The sequence below is a fragment of the Anaerococcus ihuae genome (assembly GCF_928368155.1).
GTDB classification, from domain to species: Bacteria; Bacillota; Clostridia; order Tissierellales; family Peptoniphilaceae; genus Anaerococcus; species Anaerococcus ihuae.
This window is the reverse complement of the sequence record NZ_CAKMRU010000001.1, coordinates 611,916-632,405: the sequence shown is the minus strand read 5'-3', so window position 1 is coordinate 632,405 and position 20,490 is coordinate 611,916. Positions and strand designations below refer to the sequence as shown.

Here is a 20,490-nt window from a genome sequence, read left to right as displayed (position 1 = left end):
ATATGTATTATATTGTAGGCTTGGGTAATCCTGGTATACAGTATGAGAATACAAGACATAATGCTGGCTTTATAAGTATAGATTATTTAGCTAGAAAATATAGTATAGATGTAAGAAAAATTAAATTTAAATCTTTGATTGGCCAGGGAGTAATTTCTGGCCATAAAGTTATGCTTGTAAAACCTCAAACTTATATGAATAATTCAGGAGAAGCTATAAGAGAAATATACAAATATTTTGATTTTGAACACGATAAGCTCATAGTTATCTATGATGATATAGATATTGATTTTGGAAGTATTAGAATTAGAAAAAAAGGCTCAGCTGGGACTCACAATGGAATGAAGTCAATAATTTATAATTTAGAATTTGATGATTTTCCAAGAATAAAAGTTGCAGTTGGAAAAAAACCATCTTATATGGATCTAGCTAATTTTGTTTTGAGTGGATTTTCAAAAAACGAAGCAAAAATCCTAGAAGAAGAAATAATGCTTGTAGGAGAATCAATTGAGATGATTTTAGAAGAAGGAATAGATAAAACCATGAGTATGTATAATTCTAAAAGGTTAGTTGAAGATAATGAATAGTCTTATTAATGAAATTTATAATATTGGTCAAGTAAAAGAAATTATAGAAAATTATAAAAATTTATCTCCTATTTTTTTACATGGATTGACTGATGAAAGTAAATCTCATATATATGAGACGATTTTTCATTATACTAAAAAAAGTTTGGTTATAATTTGTGAAAATGAAAAAAAAGCCAAGCTTATGTGTGATGATATTAATTCTTTTGTAGAAGATACATGCATGTATTTTCCATCAACTGAAATAAATTATTATAATATTAAAAATCTTGAAAAAAACAATGAAATAAAAAGATTAGAAGTTTTAATTAGACTTATTAATGGTGAGAAATTTATTATAACTACAAGTTTAGATGGACTTAGAAATAAATTAACACCAAAAAAAATATTTGAAAATAAATCTTTTAAAATTGATATAGAAAGTGAAATTGATTTAAGGAAAATAAAAGAGTCATTTATTGAATTAAATTATGATTTTTCAAAATTGGTTGAGTCTAAGGGAGAATTTTCAATTAGAGGATCAATCATAGATTTCTGGCCAATTGAATATGATAATCCAATTAGGATAGAGCTATTTGATACAGAAATTGATTCTATTAGATTTTTTGATAAAGATACACAAAGATCATTAGAAAATATAGATGAAATCATAGTAAGACCTACAAAAGAATTAATTTATGATAAGAATGATTATGATAATGTAATTAAGGAAATTGAAAATGATTTATCTGCAATATCTAATGATGAGAAACTTGTAAAATTAAAAGATAAATATAGGCAAATTATTTCTTATCTTAAAGATAGCTTATATATAGCAAATGATGATTTGATTACTCCTTATCGAAAAAACAATTTTGATAGTTTTTTTAATTATATTGATAAGGATTCATTATTTATTTTTCAAGATTTAAATAGGTCAATAGATAATTTCAAAGATTATAAGGAAAAATTAGATCTAGATCTAACTAGTCAGATGGAAAATGAGGAAGTTTTTTCATCGTTTAAAAATATAAAATTAGATATCAAAGAAATTTTTACAAATATAAAATCTTATCCAATAATAAATTCTTCATCTCTTTTAAAAAATAATAATCTGATTAAGGCAAGAAAAATCATAGAATTAAAATCTATTGAACAGGAAAATTTCAATAAAAATATAGAAAATTTTGTTTTAAATATAAAATCAATCATAAAAAACAATGAAAAAGCTCTTATTTTTGCATCTGATGAAAAATCACTTACAAATATTAAGGATATATTCAATGAAAATAACATAAATAGATATGCACTTGGTCTTGATAGTGATTTAAATAAGAACAATATTATTTTAGCCGAAAATTCAATATCAAGAGGCTATATTTTTACAGATTTTAAAATAAATTTATATTCCCATAGGGATATTTTTGGAAAAGAAAAGCATAGAAATAGAAAAAAGACCAAGAAACCTGTTAGTGCAAAGGATATAATAAATTATTCTGACATTGAAATTGGAGATTATGTTGTTCATGAAAATAACGGAATAGGAATTTATAAGGGAATTTCCAAAATAGAAGTCAATAATACAAAAAAAGATTACTTTGTAATTGAGTATAAGGGAAATGACAAGGTATTTGTTCCAGTTGATCAAATGGATTTGGTGAGTAAATACATTGGTAACAAAGGGGACAAGCCACAAATTTCATCACTAGGAAGTAATCAATGGAAAAAAGCTAAACAAAGAGCTAGAAAAGCGGTTGATGAAATAGCGGATGATTTGGTAGAACTTTATGCAAAAAGATCAAAAGCTAAAGGTCATGCTTTCAGCAAAGATACAACTTGGCAAAAAGAATTTGAAGATTCATTTGTTTATGAGGAAACTGACAGTCAAAATAGGTCAATTGATGAAATAAAAAATGATATGGAAGAAATAAAACCGATGGACAGGCTTTTGTGTGGAGATGTTGGTTATGGAAAGACGGAAGTAGCACTCAGAGCAGCTTTTAAAGCTATAATGGATGGATATCAAGTTTGTTTTCTTGTTCCGACAACAATTCTTGCTAGCCAACACTTTTCAACTATGAAAGAAAGGTTTAAAGATTTTCCTGTCGATTGTGCTCTCTTATCTAGATTTGTCAGTAAAAAAGACCAAGATAAAAATATAAAAAACCTAAAAAGTGGAAAAGTAGATATTATTGTAGGAACGCATAGGCTTTTATCAAAAGATATTAAATTTAAAAATTTAGGTTTATTAATAATTGATGAAGAGCAAAGATTTGGTGTTAGACATAAGGATAAATTAAAAAAACTAAAAGAAAACATAGATGTTCTTACCTTATCTGCAACTCCAATTCCTAGAACTTTACAAATGTCTCTTACAGGAATTAGAGATATGTCAACTTTAGATGAACCTCCTGAAAGAAGGCTTCCTGTAAATACCTATGTATTAGAATATGATGAATCAATTATAAAAAGAGCAATTGAAAAAGAGCTTGATAGAGATGGACAAGTTTATTTTGTATATAATAGGGTTTATAATATTGAAAAAATATATAACCATTTAAAAGAGTTAATTCCTGATGCTAGTATAGAAATTGCACATGGTCAAATGTCTGCAAAAAGTTTAGAAAAAATCATGGAAGATTTTGTAAGTGGCCAAATTGATATTTTACTAGCAACGACTATTATTGAAACTGGAATGGATATACAAAATGTAAACACAATTATAGTTTATGATTCTGACATGATGGGACTGAGCCAACTTTACCAGTTAAAGGGTAGAATTGGTCGTTCATCTAGATCTTCTTATGCTTATTTTACTTATGCAAAAGGAAAAGTATTAACTGAAATAGGTGAAAAAAGATTAAAATCTATAAAAGATTTTTCTGATTTTGGTAGTGGTTATAAGATAGCTATGAGAGATTTAGAGCTTAGGGGAGCAGGAAATATTTTAGGCGAAAGTCAAAGTGGTCAAGTCGAAGCTATAGGATACGATTTGTATGTTAAGTTCTTGCAACAAGCTATCAATAAGGCGAGTGGAAAAGAAATCTATAAGAAAGATTATAATGATGTATATATAGATTTAAAAGTCGATGCTTATATTCCGGATTCATATATTGAAGATTCTAGTCAAAAAATTCAAATTTACACTAGAATTTCACGAATTGAAAATTTAGAAGATTATAGTTTATTAGTTGAAGATTTAATTGATAGGTATGGAGATATACCTTTGATGGTTGATAATCTTATGTATGTATCTTTGATAAAATCACTTGCTGATCAATTAGGTTTTGATGAAATTAGGGAAGTTAAAAATGAAATAAAAGTTTCTTATCCTGATAGGAATAAATTTACTTTTGAACAATTATCTCAAATTAATGAGGATTATAATAGCGAGCTTTCGTTTGACTTATCTCAAAATCCGTCTTTTAAATTACCAAATAAAAATACAAAATTGTTAGACTGTTACGAATTATTAAAAATTTTAAAAAATGTTAAGGAGAAAAAATGAATAAAAAATTAATAGCCTTGGTTTTAGCAACTAGTTTTGCTTTAAGTGCTTGTGGAAATAATGCAGATAAGGACAAAAAAGATAGTGGTTCTAATCAAACCGAAACTTCAGAAAGTGCAAAAGGTGAAAAATTACCTGATGATGCAGTTGCCTTAGTTAGTGGAGAAAAAATTACAAAAGATGCTTATAAAGATGAAATGAGTTTTTACTCTGCTATGCTTGCTAGCCAACAACAACTAAAACCTTCAATTGTGCAAATGTTAGTTCAAGATAAACTTATAGCAGATGATATGAAAAAAAATAAGGTAAAAGTTGAAGATAAGGAACTCAACGATAAATTTTTACAATACATTCAACAGTTCGGCGGTCAAGAAAAATTTGATAAAATGCTTGAAGACTACAATATGAGCAGTGATAAATTTAAAGAAACAATAAAAAAAGATGAAATTTATCAAAAACATAGAGCTTGGTTTGAAGAAAAGAATCCTGTTGATGAAAAAGAAATTAAAAAATATTATGACGAAAATAAAGACACATTAGCTCAAGTTAAAGCAAGTCACATTTTATTAGCTGATGAAAATACTGCAAAAGAAGTAAAAGAAAAACTTGATAATGGCGAAGATTTTGCAAAACTTGCTAAAGAATATTCAAAAGATACAGCAAATGCAAGCAAAGGTGGAGATTTAGGATATTTTACAAAAGATAAAATGGTTAAAGAATTTGCAGATAAAGCTTTTGCTATGAAAAAAGGTGAAATTTCTGATCCTGTTAAGACTTCTTATGGATTCCATATTATAAAAGTTGAAGATAAAAAAGATTCTCCAGATGCATTAAAAGAAGAAATATCTAAAAAGTTAAATGATAAAAAATATGCTGATTATTTAACAGAATTATTTAATAAAGCAAAAGTTGTTACAGAAGATGGTCCACAAAAAAAAGATATAGAAAAGGACAAAAAAGCAACTGAAAATTTAAACAAAGATGAAAAACAAAAAGAAAATAGCAATTCTAATAATTAGTGTTTTTTGTATTTTTTTAACTTCATGTTCAAAGAAATTTGATAAAGATAAGTACGTAGCTGTTGTGGATGATGAAGGTATTTCTAAAGAGTTATTTGAAAAAGAATTAAGCTACTACCAAAAATATTATATAAAAAAATATGGTGATAATTTCTTAGAAGAAAAATCTAAAAAAGGGAATTCCAATTATAAAAAATTAGAATCTGAACTTCTAGATTCTATTGTTATGGACCAGGTAATGGTAAATGATTTGAAGAAAAATAATGTTAAAGTTACCAAAAATGATTCTAAAGAAGCTATTGATAAACTTAGCGAAAAAATTTCTTCAAAAGATTCTTTACTAGAAAATGTAAAAACATTTGGTGTTAGTGAAGATGAGTTTGATGAAATTACCTATCAAGATTCTATCAGAAAAAAACATTTTGATTATTTTTTAAACAATAATAATGTTAAAGATACTGAAGTACTTAAATATTTTGAGGAGAATAAAAATCTCCAAAAAAAATATAAGTATGATTGTTTGATTTTTGATGATAAAAATGAAGCTATAAAAGTAAGGGAATCTATTAAAAATTCTGAAGATTTCAAGAATAAAATGAAATCTAGAATTAGAAATTATGATGTGTATAGGTCAGATTTTGTATACAAAGATGATGCTTTGCTTAAAAAATCATCATTATCAAAAGTAAATATTGTTGGAAATGTCTTTAAATTTAAAGATTCTTATATTATTTTTATGATTAATTCAGAAAACAAAAATAAAAAGAATTTACTGCTTGATGCAAAAGAGATTTATCTAGAGAATGAATATAATAAATATTTGGAAAAACTTATAAAAAATTCAAATATCAAGCTTTTTATTTGATAAATGCTTGAAATAAATAAAATATTTATGTATAATCTAATTTAGAGTTAAGCAGAATAAGATTAAGATTGATTTATAAGGAGGATATATGAATAAATCAGAATTATTAGTTAATATCTCAGAAAAAAGTGGACTTAAAAAAGTTGAAGCTGAAAGAGCTTTAAATGCTTTTATTGAAACAGTAACAGAATCACTTCAAAAAGAAGAAAAAGTTCAACTTGTAGGATTTGGTACATTTGAAACTAGAGACAGAAAAGCTAGAGAAGGAAGAAACCCTAGAAAACCTGACGAAGTTATTAAAATTCCAGCTTCAAAAGCACCAGTTTTCAAAGCAGGTAAAACTTTAAAAGAAGCTGTAAATAATAAATAATAATTTGATTATATATAAAAACCCAGAATTTTATTTCTGGGTTTTTCTGTATTTATTTTATTTTTTTATATAGCTTACTTGGATTATCGGTCATATCGACTGTAATTGTATTGAAATTTTCATAATAAACCATACCAAGTTTAGCGCCTTTTTCTTTTCTTACATTCTTTTTTTCAGTGTAATCGACATCAACTTTGTTTGATTTTGATTGCGATGAATTTTCTGCTGCAAGATAAGACGCTGTTTTTATATCATTGTCTGTTAGTGAATTAGTTTTCAAAATAACATGACTTCCTGGTGCATTTCTAACATGAAAAAAATAATCATTTTTACTCGCAAGCTTTAAAGTTATATAGTCATTTTGTCTTGAATTTTTTCCAACAAAGATGGTACTATCATCAATAGTTTTAAACTGCATAGGGTTTGATTTAGACTTGTTTTTTTTCTTATTTCTGCTTGTATTTTTTATTATTTTATTTTCTATTAATTCTTCTTTTATATCATCTAAGTCGTTTATACTCTCGCTTCTTTCAACAAAATCTCTTAGTTGCTCTAAATATTTTAGTAAATCTTCTTCTTTTGGAAGGTCGATTTTTGCAAAATCTATAGAATTTTTAATTTTTTTATATCTTTTATAATAAGAATCTACATTTTCCCAAGGATTTTTTCTATCATCAAGATTAATTTTTATTTCTTTATTTTCGTTATAAAAATTATTAAGTATGATTTCTTTATCTCCTTTTTTTAGTTTATTAACATTTGCAGCTAATAGGTCACCTTTCATCCTGTAGGAATCCATGTTAGATTCTTTTGCTAAATTTTTGTTTAAAATACTCATTTTTTTATTTACAGTTTTAATTTGACCATTAACTTTTCTTATTAGATTATTTTTAATTTGCCTTAATCTATCATTAGATTTGTTGCTTTCATAGAAAGTTTCAATAGCATTACTCATTTTTTCATAGTCTATTTTTTCAAATCCTAGAGATTTTAATTCTGTAAAATAAAATTCCTTGTATTTTCTACTATCCTTATACAAAACAGGACTATATGAATTTTCTATAAGACTATCTCTAAGTTTGTAAATATTTTCATTTAATAATTGTTTTTCATCTTCACTTACAAGTCCCCAATTAATTCTTGAATCAATATTTGACCTATAAATTAATTCTTTGGATATTGTGGGAGAAAATCCAAGGTAAGTTTGGTATAAAAATTTTTGTGGATTTTGATTATCTGGAATATTTTTATCTAATTTTAATATGTCATCAGAAAAGTCAGAATCCAAAATATTTATTTTCTCACTTTCAATAAAACTATAAGAAAGTCCTGGTAGAATTTGTCTTACAGATGACATTTTTAGATTTACTCTTTTTATGGAATCAATTATTTTATAATTTTCATCGGTTAAAATTATGTTGGAGTATTTTCCCATAATTTCAACAATTAATTTATTTGAAATATCAAAACCCATCTCATCAACTGATGAAATATGAAAAACTATAACCCTATCAAGTTTATATTGTTCAATATCTACGATTTTACTTTGATTTAAGTGTTTTCTTAAAACCATACAAAAATTTGGAGGACTTATAGGATTTTCATACTTTTTATTTGTTATATGCACTCTAGCTTCATTATTATTTGCACTTAGTAATAATTTGTAGGATTTTCCAACAGAATATATATTAAAAATTATATCGTTTTTTGAAGGTTGGCTTATTCTTTGAATTTTACCTCCAAGTAATATTTTTTTTATTTCATAAGTTATAGATCTTGTAACTAAACCATCAAAACTCATTCAATCACCTCTTAATTTTTTATATGTATATTATATCAGATAATAAACTTGAACTAAATTTTTCCATAAAGTAAAATAGTATTATTAAGGAGGCACGATGAAAAAAGGATTTTTATTAGTAATATCTGGACCTTCAGGTGTTGGAAAAGGAACAGTATTGCATGACCTTATGAATACACAGAAAAACTTAGTTTATTCAGTTTCTGTTACAACTAGGAAGAGTAGACCTGGTGAGATAGAAGGGGTAAGCTATTTTTTTAAGAGTCATGAAGAATTTGAAAAAATGATTGAGGAAGATAAATTTTTAGAGTACGCAAAAGTTCATGATAATTATTATGGTACACCAAAAGATTTTGTTGAAGAAAAAATCAATGAAGGTAAGATAGTTATTTTAGAAATAGATGTTCAAGGAGCATTAAATGTTAAGAAAAATATTGATAATGGTGTATATATTTTTCTAGCGCCTCCAAGTCTTAGTGAACTAAAAAATAGGATCGTTAATAGAGGAACTGAAACTGAAAGTGACATCAATCTAAGAATGAATAATGCAAGAAAAGAATTATCTTATATAAAAAACTACGATTATTTAGTTGTAAATGATCATTTAAATTCTGCTATAAATTTAGTTAATGAAATAATAAATGCAGAAAAACATAGGGTTTTTAGAGAAGATATAGATTTTGAAAAGGAGTAAAAATGAATAATCCATCTTTTAAAGAATTATCAGAAATAAGTTCAAGCAGATATGAAATTTGCATGATGGCAGCAAAAAGAGCAAGAAGAATTGTAAATGGTTCAGATTTATTAACCAAAGATAGTGAAGATAAACCTGTTACCCAAGCTTTACATGAAATTATGGAAGGAAAAGTTAAGAAAAATGATTAAGGGTAAAAATATTCTCCTTGGTGTAAGTGGGGGAATAGCAGCCTACAAAGTTTTAGAACTTTGCTCTAGATTAAAAAAAGAAGGAGCAAATTTAAAAATAATTATGACAAAGGCAGCTTGCGAATTTGTAAGTCCTTTGTCATTTGAAACAATGGGAAAATGTATAGTATATTCTGACATGTTTGAAGGTCATCATGATAAAGTTTATCATATTGAACTCCCAAAATGGGCAGATGTTTTTTTACTAGCACCTTTAAGTGCAAACACACTTGCAAAAATGACCTATGGAATAGCAGATAACATGCTTACAGCATCTATTTTAGCTTGTGATAAAGATATTATAGTTGCACCAACTATGAATACAAATATGCTAAACAATGAAGCAACCCAAAATAATTTAAAAATAATAAAAGAAAGAGGAGTACATGTAATTAATCCTAATTCTGGACTTCTAGCATGTGATACTAGGGGAGATGGAAGAATGGAAGAACCTGAAAATATAGTTAGATACCTTGATTATTATTTTACAAAAAAAGATTTAAAAGGAAAGAAAATTATAGTTTCAGCAGGCCCAACAGTAGAGCCTATAGATTATGTAAGGTTTATCACAAATAAATCAAGCGGAAAAATGGGTTATAATATTGCCGTAGAAGCTTTCAAAAGAGGAGCTGATGTAAAATTAGTTTCAGGTCCTGTAAATCCAATGGATACATCTGGTATTGATAAAATTAATATTAGAACAAATAAGGATTTGAAAGATGCAATCGAGAAGGATTTTGATGATTGTGATGCTTTGATCATGTCAGCTGCACCTACTGACTATAAGGTAAGAGAAGTAAGTGATAAAAAAATCAAAAAAAATGGGGATAATTTAAATTTAGAATTGATTGAAAATATTGATATTTTAAAATATTTTGGAAATAAAAAAGATAAGCAAATTTTAATTGGTTTTGCTGCAGAAACAGATGATCTTATCAAAAATGCAAAAATAAAATTGGAGTCAAAAAAAGCAGACTATATTATAGCAAATGACCTTAAAAAGAAAGGTGCAGGATTTGATGTAGATACAAATATTGCATCAATACTTTCAAAAGATAAGGTTGAAAAACTTGATATAATGACAAAAAAAGAATTGGCAAATAGAATTTTAGATCTTTTAGTTTAGGTGATAAATTGTATTGTTATGTAATACTTGATAGTAAAAGCCGATTTTTGGATAGGTCTTTTACTTATCACGTTCCTGATAATTTTAAAAATAAAATAAAAAAAGGGATGAGGGTTATTGTCCCATTTGGCAAAGGCAATAAGAATACTATTGCCTTTGTTTACGATATAGTAGAAAATATTGATGATGATTTTGAAACTAAAGATATAGTAGAAATTATAGATTCAAAAGCCTTAGTTGATGATGAGCTAATAAATCTAGCTTTTTTTATAAATAAAAGATATCTTTCACCACTAAGATCTTGTATTAGACAAATACTACCTGCTGGAAATATAAAAGAAATAAAAGAATATTTTTATAAAACAGAAAAGTTAGGTCAAAAAGATAAATTTTATCATATTTTTGAAAGCAAAAAATCTTTGGATGATCTTTTAAATAAGTATAAGATAAATAAAGATACTATAGAAGAATATAAGGATAAGGGTCTAATAGATTCATATTTTGATATAAGCTCAAACCAAAAAATTAATTACGAGATTTTTGTAAGTTTAAAAGAAAATTTTGATGATAGTAAAATATCAAAAAACGCTATAAAACAAAAAGAGATTATAAATTATTTAAAAAAAAATCCAGAAGTTGAATATAAAAAACTTTTAAGCAAAACTAAATCTAGTAAAAACTCTTTTGATAGCTTAGTTAAAAAAAATATACTAAATATTAGAAAAATTGAAGTAAATAAGGCTTTGGTAAAGGACGTTGAAAAATATCATAAATTTAGCTTAAATGATGAACAAAATTCAGCTTTTAAAAAAATAATAAAAAATCCAGATTCTTCATTTTTATTAAAAGGAGTTACTGGAAGTGGGAAAACAGAGGTTTTTCTACAAGTTGTTGAAGAAAATTTAAAAAAGGGAAAAGATTCAATAATACTTGTTCCAGAAATTTCCTTAACCCCTCAAACCATAGAAAGATTTCAAGGAAGATTTAATCAAAAAATCGCCATAATGCATTCAAGGCTTAGTCAAAAAGAAAGATTTCAACAGTGGAGAATGATTAAAAATGGAGAAGTCAAAATTGTTGTTGGAGCAAGAAGTGCAATATTTGCTCCATTTAAAAATTTAGGTCTTATTATAATTGATGAAGAACACGATAAAAGTTATATATCTTCCCAAGATCCTAAATTTCATACTGATGAACTAGCTTTGTTTAGGAGAGCTTACAATAAGGCGACTTTGATTTTTGCATCAGCAACTCCTTCAATAAAAACCATGACAAAGACTTTGGATGAAGAATATAATTTAATTGAATTAAAAAATCGAGTAAATGGAAAACTTCCAATAGTTCATATAGTAGATATGAGAGAAGAGCTAAAAAAATCAAATTATTCTATGATAAGCTCGCTTTTATATGAAAAAATAAATGAAAAATTAGAAAGAGATGAACAGGTTATTTTATTTTTAAATAAAATTGGACATAATTCATTTACATTTTGTAGACACTGTGGCTATGTTATAAAATGCGAAGCTTGTGATGTTTCTATGACCTATCATAAAAATGTATCAAAACTTGTTTGCCATTATTGTGGAAGAACTAAAAATCAACCGCAAATATGTCCTGCGTGTGGATCAAAAAAAATTAAAGAATTTGGAGCAGGAACCGAAAAATTAGAAGAGGAGATAAAAGAATTATTTCCAAAAGCTAAAGTTATTAGAATGGATTCAATGACTGCTAAAGATAAATCATCTTATGAGTTAATGTATAAGAAAATGAAAGAAAATGAGGTAGATATACTTATTGGAACCCAAATGATTGCAAAAGGTCTTGATTTTGATAACGTTACTTTAGTTGGGATAATTAGTGCAGACTTATCATTAAATATTGATGATTATACTGCTTATGAAACAAGTTATGAGCTTTTAACTCAAGTTTCAGGAAGAGCTGGTAGGGCGGATAAAAAAGGAGAAGTTGTAATACAAACTTACAAACCTGATAATTTTGTTATAAATGCTGCAAGTAAAAATGATTATAAGGGCTTTTATAATTATGAAATTGAAGCGAGAAAAGCGTTTGAATATCCACCTTTTGTAAATTTGATAACTATAAAAATATTAAATGAGTCAAGAATAAAATGTATAGATATTTCAAAAAAAATAAAATATTATCTTGATTTAGAATACGAAAAAGATAGGGAGATAAAAATAATTGGACCAAATCCATGTAAAATATCTCGCATTAATAACAAATACAGATACAATATAATTATAAAAATAAAAGATGAAAAATTAGAAGAAATTTCCAATTTTCTTGTAAGACTTAAAAATTATTTTATAAATAAGAGTAAAGATACAAGTATATTAGTAGCATTAAACCCAAGCGATATAAATTAAGGAGACAGGATGTTTGATTTTTTTAAGAAAAAAAATAAAAATGAAGAAGTTGATAATGAAAAGCTAGAAAAAGAGCCTCATCAAAATGAAGAAATAAATGAAAATTTAAATAAAAATATAAGAGAAGAAAATAATAAAGATAATTTAGAAGAAAATTCTTTAAAAAGTGAAGATTTAATAGATAATGATTTTGAAGATAAAAAAGATGAAGAAGATGATTTAGGTTTTTTTGCGAAATTGTCTAAAGGCTTATCGAAAACTAGAGAGCAATTTTCATCAAATCTTAAAAACTTATTTACTGCAAATGTAAAAATTGACGATGATTTATATGATGAGTTAGAAGAAATTTTAATATCTGCTGACATAGGAATGCAATCCACAATTGAAATTGTAGATCAATTAAAAGATGAAATAAAAGAAAGATCAATAAAAAACTCAGAAGAAATTTTTCCTTTACTAAAAGAAATAATGGAAAACAAGTTAGACGAAAAAAATCTTGAAAATAAGTTAAATATATCAAATGATAAGTTAAGCGTTATTTTGGTAATTGGAGTAAATGGTGTCGGAAAAACTACAACTATTGGAAAGCTTGCTTATAATCTGAAAAAAGAAGGTCACAAGGTAACATTAGCAGCTGCTGATACATTTAGAGCGGCAGCTATAGAGCAACTTGATTCATGGGCAAAAGAATCAAATACACAAATGATTGCCCACAAAGAGGGATCTGATCCATCAGCAGTAATTTTCGATGCTATACAAGCAGCAAAGGCCAATGGTTCAGATGTTTTAATTTGTGATACTGCCGGAAGACTTCATAACAAAAAAAATCTTATGAATGAGCTTGAAAAAATAAATAGAACAATTTCTACTCATGCTAACAATGCAAATAGAGAAAACTTATTGGTTTTAGATGCAACAACAGGACAAAATGCTATAAGTCAACTCAGAGAATTTAAAAATGTTTGTGATATAACAGGATTAATTTTAACAAAACTTGATGGAACAGCAAAAGGTGGAGTTATATTCCCTCTTCAAGTTGAACTTGAAGTTCCGGTTAAGTATATTGGAGTAGGAGAAGGAATAAATAATTTGGAAAAATTCGATTCGAAATCATTTGTAGAAGCAATGTTCGAATAAACTTGTAATATATTTAAATTTATGGTATATTACATTAGTACTATGCACATCTTTGGATAGGTTTACGTTGCTAGTTTTAATTAGTTTAAAATCTAGTTGAAAAAGATGGAAGAAAATAAACGGAGGTAATATATATGTCAATAGTATCAATGAAAAAATTATTAGAAGCTGGTGTACATTTTGGACACCAAACAAGAAGATGGAACCCAAAAATGAAAAAATTCATCTTCACAGAAAGAAATGGAATCTATATAATAGATCTTGCAAAAACTGCAGGTCAAATCGAAAAAGCTTACGAAACAATTAGAGATATCGCAAGTGAAGGCGGAAGCGTTTTATTTGTAGGAACAAAAAAACAAGCCCAAGATTCTATAGAACAAGAAGCAAAAAGATGTGGTCAATATTATGTATCTAACAGATGGTTAGGTGGAATGTTGACAAATTTCAACACAATTAGAAATTCTGTAAATAAACTTAAAAAATATGAAACAATGGAAGAAGATGGAACTTTTGATCTTCTACCTAAAAAAGAAGTTTTACAATTAAATAAAGAAATGGATAAATTAGAAAAAAATCTTGGTGGTATTAAAGAAATGGAAGAACTACCAGATGTATTATTTGTAGTTGATCCATCAAATGAAGAAATAGCAGTTCACGAAGCAAGAATTTTAGGAATTCCAGTTATTTCAATTGTTGATACAAACTGTGATCCTGATGTTGTAGATATAGCTATACCAGGAAACGATGATGCTATAAGAGCTGTAAAACTTATAACTTCATTAATGGCAGATGCTGTTATAGAAGGAAACCAAGGAAGCGAATTTGCTGTAAGCGAGGAAGACTTCGAAGAAACAGAAATTGATGAAGAAGAATCTGAACAATCAGCTGAAGAAAATGAAGAAGAAGCAATTGAGGAATAATTAGGAGGATATTATGGCAGTAAGTGCAAAATTAGTAAAAGAATTAAGAGAAAAAACTGGCGCTGGAATGATGGATTGTAAAAAAGCTTTAACTGAAACTAATGGTAATATAGATGAAGCTATAAAACTATTAAAGGAAAAAGGACAAGCTACTCTAGATAAAAAAGCTGATAGAATAGCTGCTGAAGGAGTAATTGGTTCATACATTCATAATGATAAAATAGGTGTTATTGTTGAAATTAATACAGAAACAGATTTCTCAGCAAACACTGATACTGTTAAAGAATTTGCTAAAAACATCGCTATGCATATAGCTGCTTTAAATCCACTTTATATATCAGAAGAAGATGCTGATGAAAAAGATGTAGCAGAACAAAAAGAAATATTAATCAAACAAGCTATGAACGAAGCTAATGAAAACATGCCTGAAGATAAAAAAGAAATGATAGCTCATAAAAAAGTTGAAGGCAGACTTAAAAAATATTTCAAAGAAGTATGCTTATTAGACCAACAATATATCAAAAATCCAGATCTTACAATTGAACAATATCTAAGAGATACTGCTAACAATGTAGGAGAAAACATTAAAATTAGAAGATTTGCTAGATTTGAAGTTGGTGAAGGTCTAGAGAAAAAAGAAGAAGATTTTGCTAAAGAAGTTCAAAGTCAAATGAATGCTTAATAATTAAATTTAAAGGAAAGCCTATGGGCTTTCTTTTTTTACAAAGAATTCATATTTTTTTACTATGAATTAATTGAAAGAAATATTTTTTCTAATATAATATTTAGGACAACCGATAAAATAATTTTAATTTTTAAAAGGAGTTAAAATGACAATAAATAAAAATGCGAAAGAATTAATAGGTAATACACCTCTTCTAAAATTAAATTCTCTTAAAAAAGAGGGAAGAGCAGATATATACGTTAAAGTTGAAAAAAATAACATAGCCGGATCTATCAAAGATAGAATTGCTCTTTATATGATTGAAGAAGCTGAAAGATCTGGAAAATTAAAAAAAGGTGATACAATAGTTGAACCAACAAGTGGAAATACTGGTGTAGCTTTGGCTGCTCTTGCTGCTGCAAAGGGATACAAATGCATTTTGACAATGCCAAGTTCTATGAGTATAGAAAGATCAAAACTTGCTGAAGCTTACGGTGCAGAAGTTATAAGAACCACTGAAAATGCCCTACAAGGAGCTGTTGATAAAGCAGTAGAGCTTTCTAAAAAAGATGGATACTTTATGCCTGATCAATTTTCAAATCCTGCAAATATTAAAGCTCACTACGAAACAACTGGAGTTGAAATTTTGAATGAAATTTCTCCAGATGCTTTTATAGCAGGAGTTGGTACAGGTGGAACTGTAACAGGTGTAGGTAAAAGATTAAAAGAAAATAATAAAAATGTTAAGATTTATGCAATTGAACCTGCTGAAAGCCCTCTACTTTCTGGCGGAAAAGCTTCAGGTCATAAAATCCAAGGGATTGGTGGAAACTTTATTCCTAAAAATTTAGATTTTGATATAGTAGATGGAATTGTTGATGTAAAAGGTGATGATGCTATTAAAATGTCAAGAGAACTTGCAAAAAATGAAGCCTTAGCTGTTGGTATTTCATCAGGAGCCAATGTATTAGGTGCCATTGAAATAGCTGATAAAATTGGCGAAGGAAAAGTAGTTGTTACTGTTTTACCAGATACTGGTGAAAGATATTTATCTACAGAATTATATAATTTAGACTAATATGACTTTTGAAGAATATAAAGATGAATTAGTTAAGGCGGCCTTAGCCAAGGACCCTGCCTTAACTAAGGCTGATGATGCAATAAGATTTTCTCCAGGTGTAAGATCTTTATTGGCACATTACAAGGCTCATGAACTATATCTAAAAGGTGAATTTTCTAAGGCGAATGAAATTAGTTTAGAAGCTAGAAAAGAAACTGGAATAGAAATTCATCCTGGAGCAAAAATTGGTAGAAGATGTTACATAGATCACGGGATGGGTGTAGTAATAGGAGAGACTGCAGAAATCGGTGATGATGTTTTAATGTATCATGGAGTTACCCTTGGTGGATTGGTAAATAAAAGGGTTAAAAGACATCCTAGTGTTGGAAATAATGTTTTAATTGGAGCTGGAGCAATTTTATTAGGAAATATTACAATTGGAAATGACTGTAAAATTGGAGCAAATTCAGTAGTCTTAGAAAATGTACCTGATGATTGTACTGCAGTTGGTGCTCCAGCAAAGATAATTAAACATAAGCATAATTAAAAAAGAGCTGTTAATTCTGAATTTAAAATTATTTAAATTAACAGCTCTTTAATTTTAGAGGTAAATATGTATAAGAAATTTAAGTGGTTTATAAGATACTATAGAAAGCCCTATATAATTGGTATTATATTTTTATTATTAAGTGATATAGTTTCTTTATTTTTGCCTTATATAATAGGTGAATTAATAGATTTAGTCTATAATAATTCAATTAATCTAGAAAATTTTATTAAAATAATTTTATTTACTATTTTTGTTATTTTGTTAAAATATTTGCTTGCTATGGGATGGTCTTACAATGTTTTTAAGGCTAGTGGGACTATTGAATATTTAACTAGAAATAAGTTGATGAAGAAATTTTTGGCTCAATCTCAAGAATTTTTTGAAAATAATTCTACAGGATCTCTTATGGGAAAATCTACTAACGACATTTCACAAATTTCAATAATGGCAGGTTATGGAACATTATCTTTAATTGATGCTACAATTCTTCCTTTAAGTATTGTTTTAGTTATGATTTTTACTATAGATTTTAAATTGACTTTACTTTCTATTTTACCCCTACCTTTTATTGCTTTCATATATTTTAAAATAGGGGATAAAATTTATGATAAATCTAAGAAAGTAAACCAATCTTTTGATAAATTAAATGACAGTGTTCTCGAAGATGCTGAAGGGATTAGACTTATTAGAGTATTTAATATTGTAGGAAATAGAAGAAAAATATTTTACAATAATGCTGATAAACTAGCTGATAATAATATTATTCTTGCAAAATATCAGGCTCTTCTTGCTCCAGTTGAAAGAATAATAACATCACTTACATTTATTATTGCTATAGGTTTTGGATCTTATCTTATGAGTCTTGGGAAAATTTCTATTGGTCAAATAGTTTCCTTTACTTATTATTTAAATATGTTAGTTTGGCCTATGTATGCCTTGGGCGATTTTATAAATGTAAAACAACAGGCTAGTGCCGCTATGGATAGAATAATTGAAACACTTGATTATAAAGAAGAGATTAAAAACTCAGAAAAAAAGAAAAAAGCAGAATTTCCTTTGGACATTGAATTTGATAATCACAGTTTTAAATATCCAAGCTCAAAGTAAAATATATTAAATTATATAAGCTTAAAAATCAAAAATTCTACTTCTTTGGGAATATTAGGAAAAACTTCATCTGGAAAAACTACACTTATTAAGCAAATACTAGACTTATATAAGGTGGATAAATCAACTATATATTTTAATGAAGATATTTCATCAGATATTTCTTTTAAAAGTTTAAATGACAATATTGGTTATGTACCTCAACAACATATGATTTTTTCAGATAGCTTAAGAAATAATATTTTATTTGCAAAAGAAGATGCAAGTGATGAAGAATTAAATTTAGCAATAGAGATTGCAGATTTTAAAAAAGATATTGATGAATTTCCTAAAGGCCTTGACACAATAACAGGTGAAAAGGGAGTATCACTTTCTGGAGGTCAAAAGCAGAGACTATCAATAGCAAGAGCTGTCCTAAAAAATCCTGAAATTTTAATTTTAGATGATGCTATGAGTGCGGTAGATGCCAATACAGAAAAAAACATACTTAATAAGCTTAAAAAACACAGGCAAAATAAAACTACAATAATAATAGCCCATAGAATTAGCCAAGTACAAAATTGCGACAATATAATTGTATTAGATAATGGGAAAATTGTTGAAATGGGAAATCATTATGAGCTTATTCAAAATGGAAAGTGGTATAAAAGTCAATATGAAAATCAAATTTTAGGTGATAAAAATGATTAAGACGAAAAATAAAGAAAATTATAGAAAATTAAAAATATATTCTCTTAGCGAAAAGAAATTTTTATCAATTGGTTTTATTTTTTCTTTTTTAAGGACCATACTTGAGATAATTGGACCGATGATAATTGGATATATTATAAATAATGTCTTAAAATCAGATATGGATAGAGAAAATTTTAAGAAAATCGCCTTATTGCTAGCCTTATATTTTATAGTTTTTGTCTTATCAGGGATTTTACTAAATAGGTCTAGAGTTTATTTTCAAATTTCAGCTAATAAAATTGCGGCAAGAGTTCAAAAAGATGTATACGATAAGGTTTCAACTTTTCCTATATCATATTTTGATACACTTCCATCAGGAAAAATTGCATCAAGAATAACAAATGATACAAACAAGTTAAAAATTATGTTTCAACTTTTATTTTCTGATATTATAAATGCCATAATTTTAATAGTTGGACTTTATATAACACTTTTGTTTACAGATACTATAGCAGCCCTCATGCTTTTAATACTAATTCCTCTTGTATTTATAATCTTTAGAAGTTATCTAAATAAAACTTATGCCTACACAAAAGATATAAAAATATATACAGCAGATATAAATGCCAAAATAAATGAATATATTCAAAATATGGAAATTATTCAAGTATTTAATAGAGAAAATTTTATTTTCAAAAAGTTTGAAAATATAAATAAAAAAATTTATGATTTAAATATTAAATTATCTAAATTAAGATCATATTCTGGCTACAGGGCTATGGATATAATTCAATTTTTGGCTATAATTATCGTGCTGATTTATTTTGGTATTGGTTCAATTACAAAAATTTATCTTGTAAGTATTGGATCCTTGTATATGGCTATTGATTATACAACTAAAATATTTAATAATATGAATACAATAATCATGAGATTTGGTGATGTAGAGGATGCCCTTAGTTCAGCAAATCATATTTTCGAATTATTGGAAATGAAATCTATGGATAAGTTGGAAGATAAAAAAATAGACCTTAATAAAGATATTTATTTTAAAGATATATATTTCTCTTATGATGGATATGAAGATGTTATTAAAGGTCTTAGCTTTAATGTGGGTAATGGATCCTCTATAGCTTTTGTTGGTCAAACAGGTTCAGGAAAATCAACACTTATAAATTTGCTTTTAAATTTCTATTCTCCAAGAGAAGGAAAAATTTTAATAGGAAATACTGATATAAACAAAATTAATAGAGATAATTTGAGAAAGGATATGGCTGTAGTTTTACAAGATGCATTTTTGTTTAAAGCAAGCATAAAGGAAAATATTTGTCTAGGAGAAGAATTTTCAGATAAAAAAGTTATAGATTCCTTAAAAAAAGTGGGAGGAAAAAAACTCATTGATAGGGGAATAGATAGTGAAATTTTAGAAAATGGATCGAATTTAAGTCAAGGTGAAAAGCAATTAATTTCATTTGCTAGAGCCTATATAAGAAATCCAAAAATTTTAATTCTAGATGAAGCTACTTCAAATATTGATACAGAAACTGAAAATATAATTCAAGAAGGGATTAATGAATTAAAAAAAGATAGAACAACATTTATAGTTGCTCATAGATTATCTACTATAAAAAATGTTGATAAAATAATAGTATTATCTCACGGGAAAATTTTAGAAAGTGGAAATCATGATTATTTAATGTCATTAAATGGGGAATATAAGAAAATGTATCTAAAACAAATGAAAGAGAAATAAATTAAGAAAAACTTTTTCGTATAAATATAGATTTATGATATAATTATTTATAGGATGAAAA

Annotated in this window: 18 protein-coding genes; 17 read left to right on the top strand and 1 reads right to left on the bottom strand. The window is 26.8% G+C overall.

Annotated elements, in window-relative coordinates; translation table 11 throughout:
* Positions 1-2: 2 nt before the first annotated feature.
* The 5 genes from pth (at position 3) to L6653_RS03000 (ending at position 6,328) form a co-directional block, all read left to right on the top strand.
* Positions 3-587: an aminoacyl-tRNA hydrolase gene (gene pth, locus L6653_RS03020; protein ID WP_058990377.1), complete on the top strand. Its 585-nt coding sequence runs from the start codon at positions 3-5 to the stop codon at positions 585-587.
* Positions 580-4,074, top strand: a complete 3,495-nt coding sequence (mfd, locus tag L6653_RS03015) for a transcription-repair coupling factor (protein WP_236785458.1) — start codon at positions 580-582, stop codon at positions 4,072-4,074. Before pth ends, mfd begins: the two co-directional genes overlap by 8 nt.
* On the top strand, positions 4,071-5,093 hold the full coding sequence (locus L6653_RS03010) for a peptidylprolyl isomerase (RefSeq protein WP_236785457.1): 1,023 nt from the start codon (positions 4,071-4,073) through the stop codon (positions 5,091-5,093). The genes mfd and L6653_RS03010 overlap by 4 nt, the downstream gene beginning before the upstream one ends.
* Entirely contained in the window at positions 5,056-5,958 is a 903-nt protein-coding gene (locus L6653_RS03005) for a SurA N-terminal domain-containing protein (RefSeq protein WP_236785456.1), read from the top strand. Before L6653_RS03010 ends, L6653_RS03005 begins: the two co-directional genes overlap by 38 nt.
* Before the next feature lie 88 nt (positions 5,959-6,046).
* Positions 6,047-6,328, top strand: coding sequence for an HU family DNA-binding protein (locus L6653_RS03000; RefSeq protein WP_004813313.1), 282 nt, complete (start codon positions 6,047-6,049; stop codon positions 6,326-6,328).
* A 52-nt stretch (positions 6,329-6,380) separates the two neighbouring features.
* On the opposite strand, the gene L6653_RS02995 is transcribed toward L6653_RS03000, so the two are convergent.
* Positions 6,381-8,129 (bottom strand): Rqc2 family fibronectin-binding protein, encoded by a 1,749-nt coding sequence (locus L6653_RS02995; protein ID WP_236785455.1) that lies wholly within the window; start codon positions 8,127-8,129, stop codon positions 6,381-6,383.
* Between the two features lie 97 nt (positions 8,130-8,226).
* On the opposite strand from L6653_RS02995, the gene gmk reads away from it, so the two are divergent.
* The 12 genes from gmk (at position 8,227) to L6653_RS02935 (ending at position 20,429) form a co-directional block, all read left to right on the top strand.
* Positions 8,227-8,823, top strand: a complete 597-nt coding sequence (gmk, locus tag L6653_RS02990; protein ID WP_058990382.1) for a guanylate kinase — start codon at positions 8,227-8,229, stop codon at positions 8,821-8,823.
* A 2-nt stretch (positions 8,824-8,825) separates the two neighbouring features.
* Complete coding sequence (gene rpoZ / locus L6653_RS02985; RefSeq protein WP_049690993.1) at positions 8,826-9,014, top strand: DNA-directed RNA polymerase subunit omega; 189 nt, start codon at positions 8,826-8,828, stop codon at positions 9,012-9,014.
* Positions 9,007-10,179: a bifunctional phosphopantothenoylcysteine decarboxylase/phosphopantothenate--cysteine ligase CoaBC gene (gene coaBC, locus L6653_RS02980; RefSeq protein WP_236785454.1), complete on the top strand. Its 1,173-nt coding sequence runs from the start codon at positions 9,007-9,009 to the stop codon at positions 10,177-10,179. Before rpoZ ends, coaBC begins: the two co-directional genes overlap by 8 nt.
* Positions 10,180-10,187: 8 nt before the next feature.
* Entirely contained in the window at positions 10,188-12,566 is a 2,379-nt protein-coding gene (priA, locus tag L6653_RS02975; RefSeq protein ID WP_236785453.1) for a primosomal protein N', read from the top strand.
* A 9-nt stretch (positions 12,567-12,575) separates the two neighbouring features.
* Positions 12,576-13,703, top strand: a complete 1,128-nt coding sequence (gene ftsY / locus L6653_RS02970) for a signal recognition particle-docking protein FtsY (RefSeq protein ID WP_236785452.1) — start codon at positions 12,576-12,578, stop codon at positions 13,701-13,703.
* Positions 13,704-13,837: 134 nt separating this feature from the next.
* Entirely contained in the window at positions 13,838-14,623 is a 786-nt protein-coding gene (gene rpsB / locus L6653_RS02965; protein WP_236785451.1) for a 30S ribosomal protein S2, read from the top strand.
* 10 nt (positions 14,624-14,633) lie between these two features.
* A complete protein-coding gene (gene tsf / locus L6653_RS02960) occupies positions 14,634-15,305 on the top strand; it encodes a translation elongation factor Ts (RefSeq protein ID WP_236785833.1) in 672 nt (223 codons plus the stop codon).
* A 148-nt stretch (positions 15,306-15,453) separates the two neighbouring features.
* The gene (cysK, locus tag L6653_RS02955) at positions 15,454-16,365 is read left to right on the top strand and encodes a cysteine synthase A (RefSeq protein ID WP_236785450.1); all 912 of its coding nucleotides are present in this window, start codon (positions 15,454-15,456) and stop codon (positions 16,363-16,365) included.
* A 1-nt stretch (position 16,366) separates the two neighbouring features.
* Positions 16,367-16,894 carry a serine O-acetyltransferase EpsC gene (gene epsC / locus L6653_RS02950; RefSeq protein ID WP_236785449.1) on the top strand — a complete coding sequence of 176 codons (528 nt, stop codon included), beginning with the start codon at positions 16,367-16,369 and terminating at the stop codon, positions 16,892-16,894.
* A gap of 66 nt (positions 16,895-16,960) precedes the next feature.
* Positions 16,961-18,004: an ABC transporter transmembrane domain-containing protein gene (locus L6653_RS02945; protein ID WP_236785448.1), complete on the top strand. Its 1,044-nt coding sequence runs from the start codon at positions 16,961-16,963 to the stop codon at positions 18,002-18,004.
* 3 nt (positions 18,005-18,007) lie between these two features.
* Positions 18,008-18,694 (top strand): ABC transporter ATP-binding protein, encoded by a 687-nt coding sequence (locus tag L6653_RS02940; protein WP_369806165.1) that lies wholly within the window; start codon positions 18,008-18,010, stop codon positions 18,692-18,694.
* Positions 18,687-20,429 (top strand): ABC transporter ATP-binding protein, encoded by a 1,743-nt coding sequence (locus L6653_RS02935; RefSeq protein WP_236785446.1) that lies wholly within the window; start codon positions 18,687-18,689, stop codon positions 20,427-20,429. The genes L6653_RS02940 and L6653_RS02935 overlap by 8 nt, the downstream gene beginning before the upstream one ends.
* Positions 20,430-20,490: the final 61 nt, after the last annotated feature.

Coding starts and splice junctions, on each gene's coding strand:
- pth (WP_058990377.1), top strand. CDS start 3: ATGTATTATATTGTAGGCTTGGGTAATCCTGGTATACAGTATGAGAAT.
- mfd (WP_236785458.1), top strand. CDS start 580: ATGAATAGTCTTATTAATGAAATTTATAATATTGGTCAAGTAAAAGAA.
- L6653_RS03010 (WP_236785457.1), top strand. CDS start 4,071: ATGAATAAAAAATTAATAGCCTTGGTTTTAGCAACTAGTTTTGCTTTA.
- L6653_RS03005 (WP_236785456.1), top strand. CDS start 5,056: ATGAAAAACAAAAAGAAAATAGCAATTCTAATAATTAGTGTTTTTTGT.
- L6653_RS03000 (WP_004813313.1), top strand. CDS start 6,047: ATGAATAAATCAGAATTATTAGTTAATATCTCAGAAAAAAGTGGACTT.
- L6653_RS02995 (WP_236785455.1), bottom strand. CDS start 8,129: ATGAGTTTTGATGGTTTAGTTACAAGATCTATAACTTATGAAATAAAA.
- gmk (WP_058990382.1), top strand. CDS start 8,227: ATGAAAAAAGGATTTTTATTAGTAATATCTGGACCTTCAGGTGTTGGA.
- rpoZ (WP_049690993.1), top strand. CDS start 8,826: ATGAATAATCCATCTTTTAAAGAATTATCAGAAATAAGTTCAAGCAGA.
- coaBC (WP_236785454.1), top strand. CDS start 9,007: ATGATTAAGGGTAAAAATATTCTCCTTGGTGTAAGTGGGGGAATAGCA.
- ftsY (WP_236785452.1), top strand. CDS start 12,576: ATGTTTGATTTTTTTAAGAAAAAAAATAAAAATGAAGAAGTTGATAAT.
- rpsB (WP_236785451.1), top strand. CDS start 13,838: ATGTCAATAGTATCAATGAAAAAATTATTAGAAGCTGGTGTACATTTT.
- cysK (WP_236785450.1), top strand. CDS start 15,454: ATGACAATAAATAAAAATGCGAAAGAATTAATAGGTAATACACCTCTT.
- epsC (WP_236785449.1), top strand. CDS start 16,367: ATGACTTTTGAAGAATATAAAGATGAATTAGTTAAGGCGGCCTTAGCC.
- L6653_RS02945 (WP_236785448.1), top strand. CDS start 16,961: ATGTATAAGAAATTTAAGTGGTTTATAAGATACTATAGAAAGCCCTAT.
- L6653_RS02935 (WP_236785446.1), top strand. CDS start 18,687: ATGATTAAGACGAAAAATAAAGAAAATTATAGAAAATTAAAAATATAT.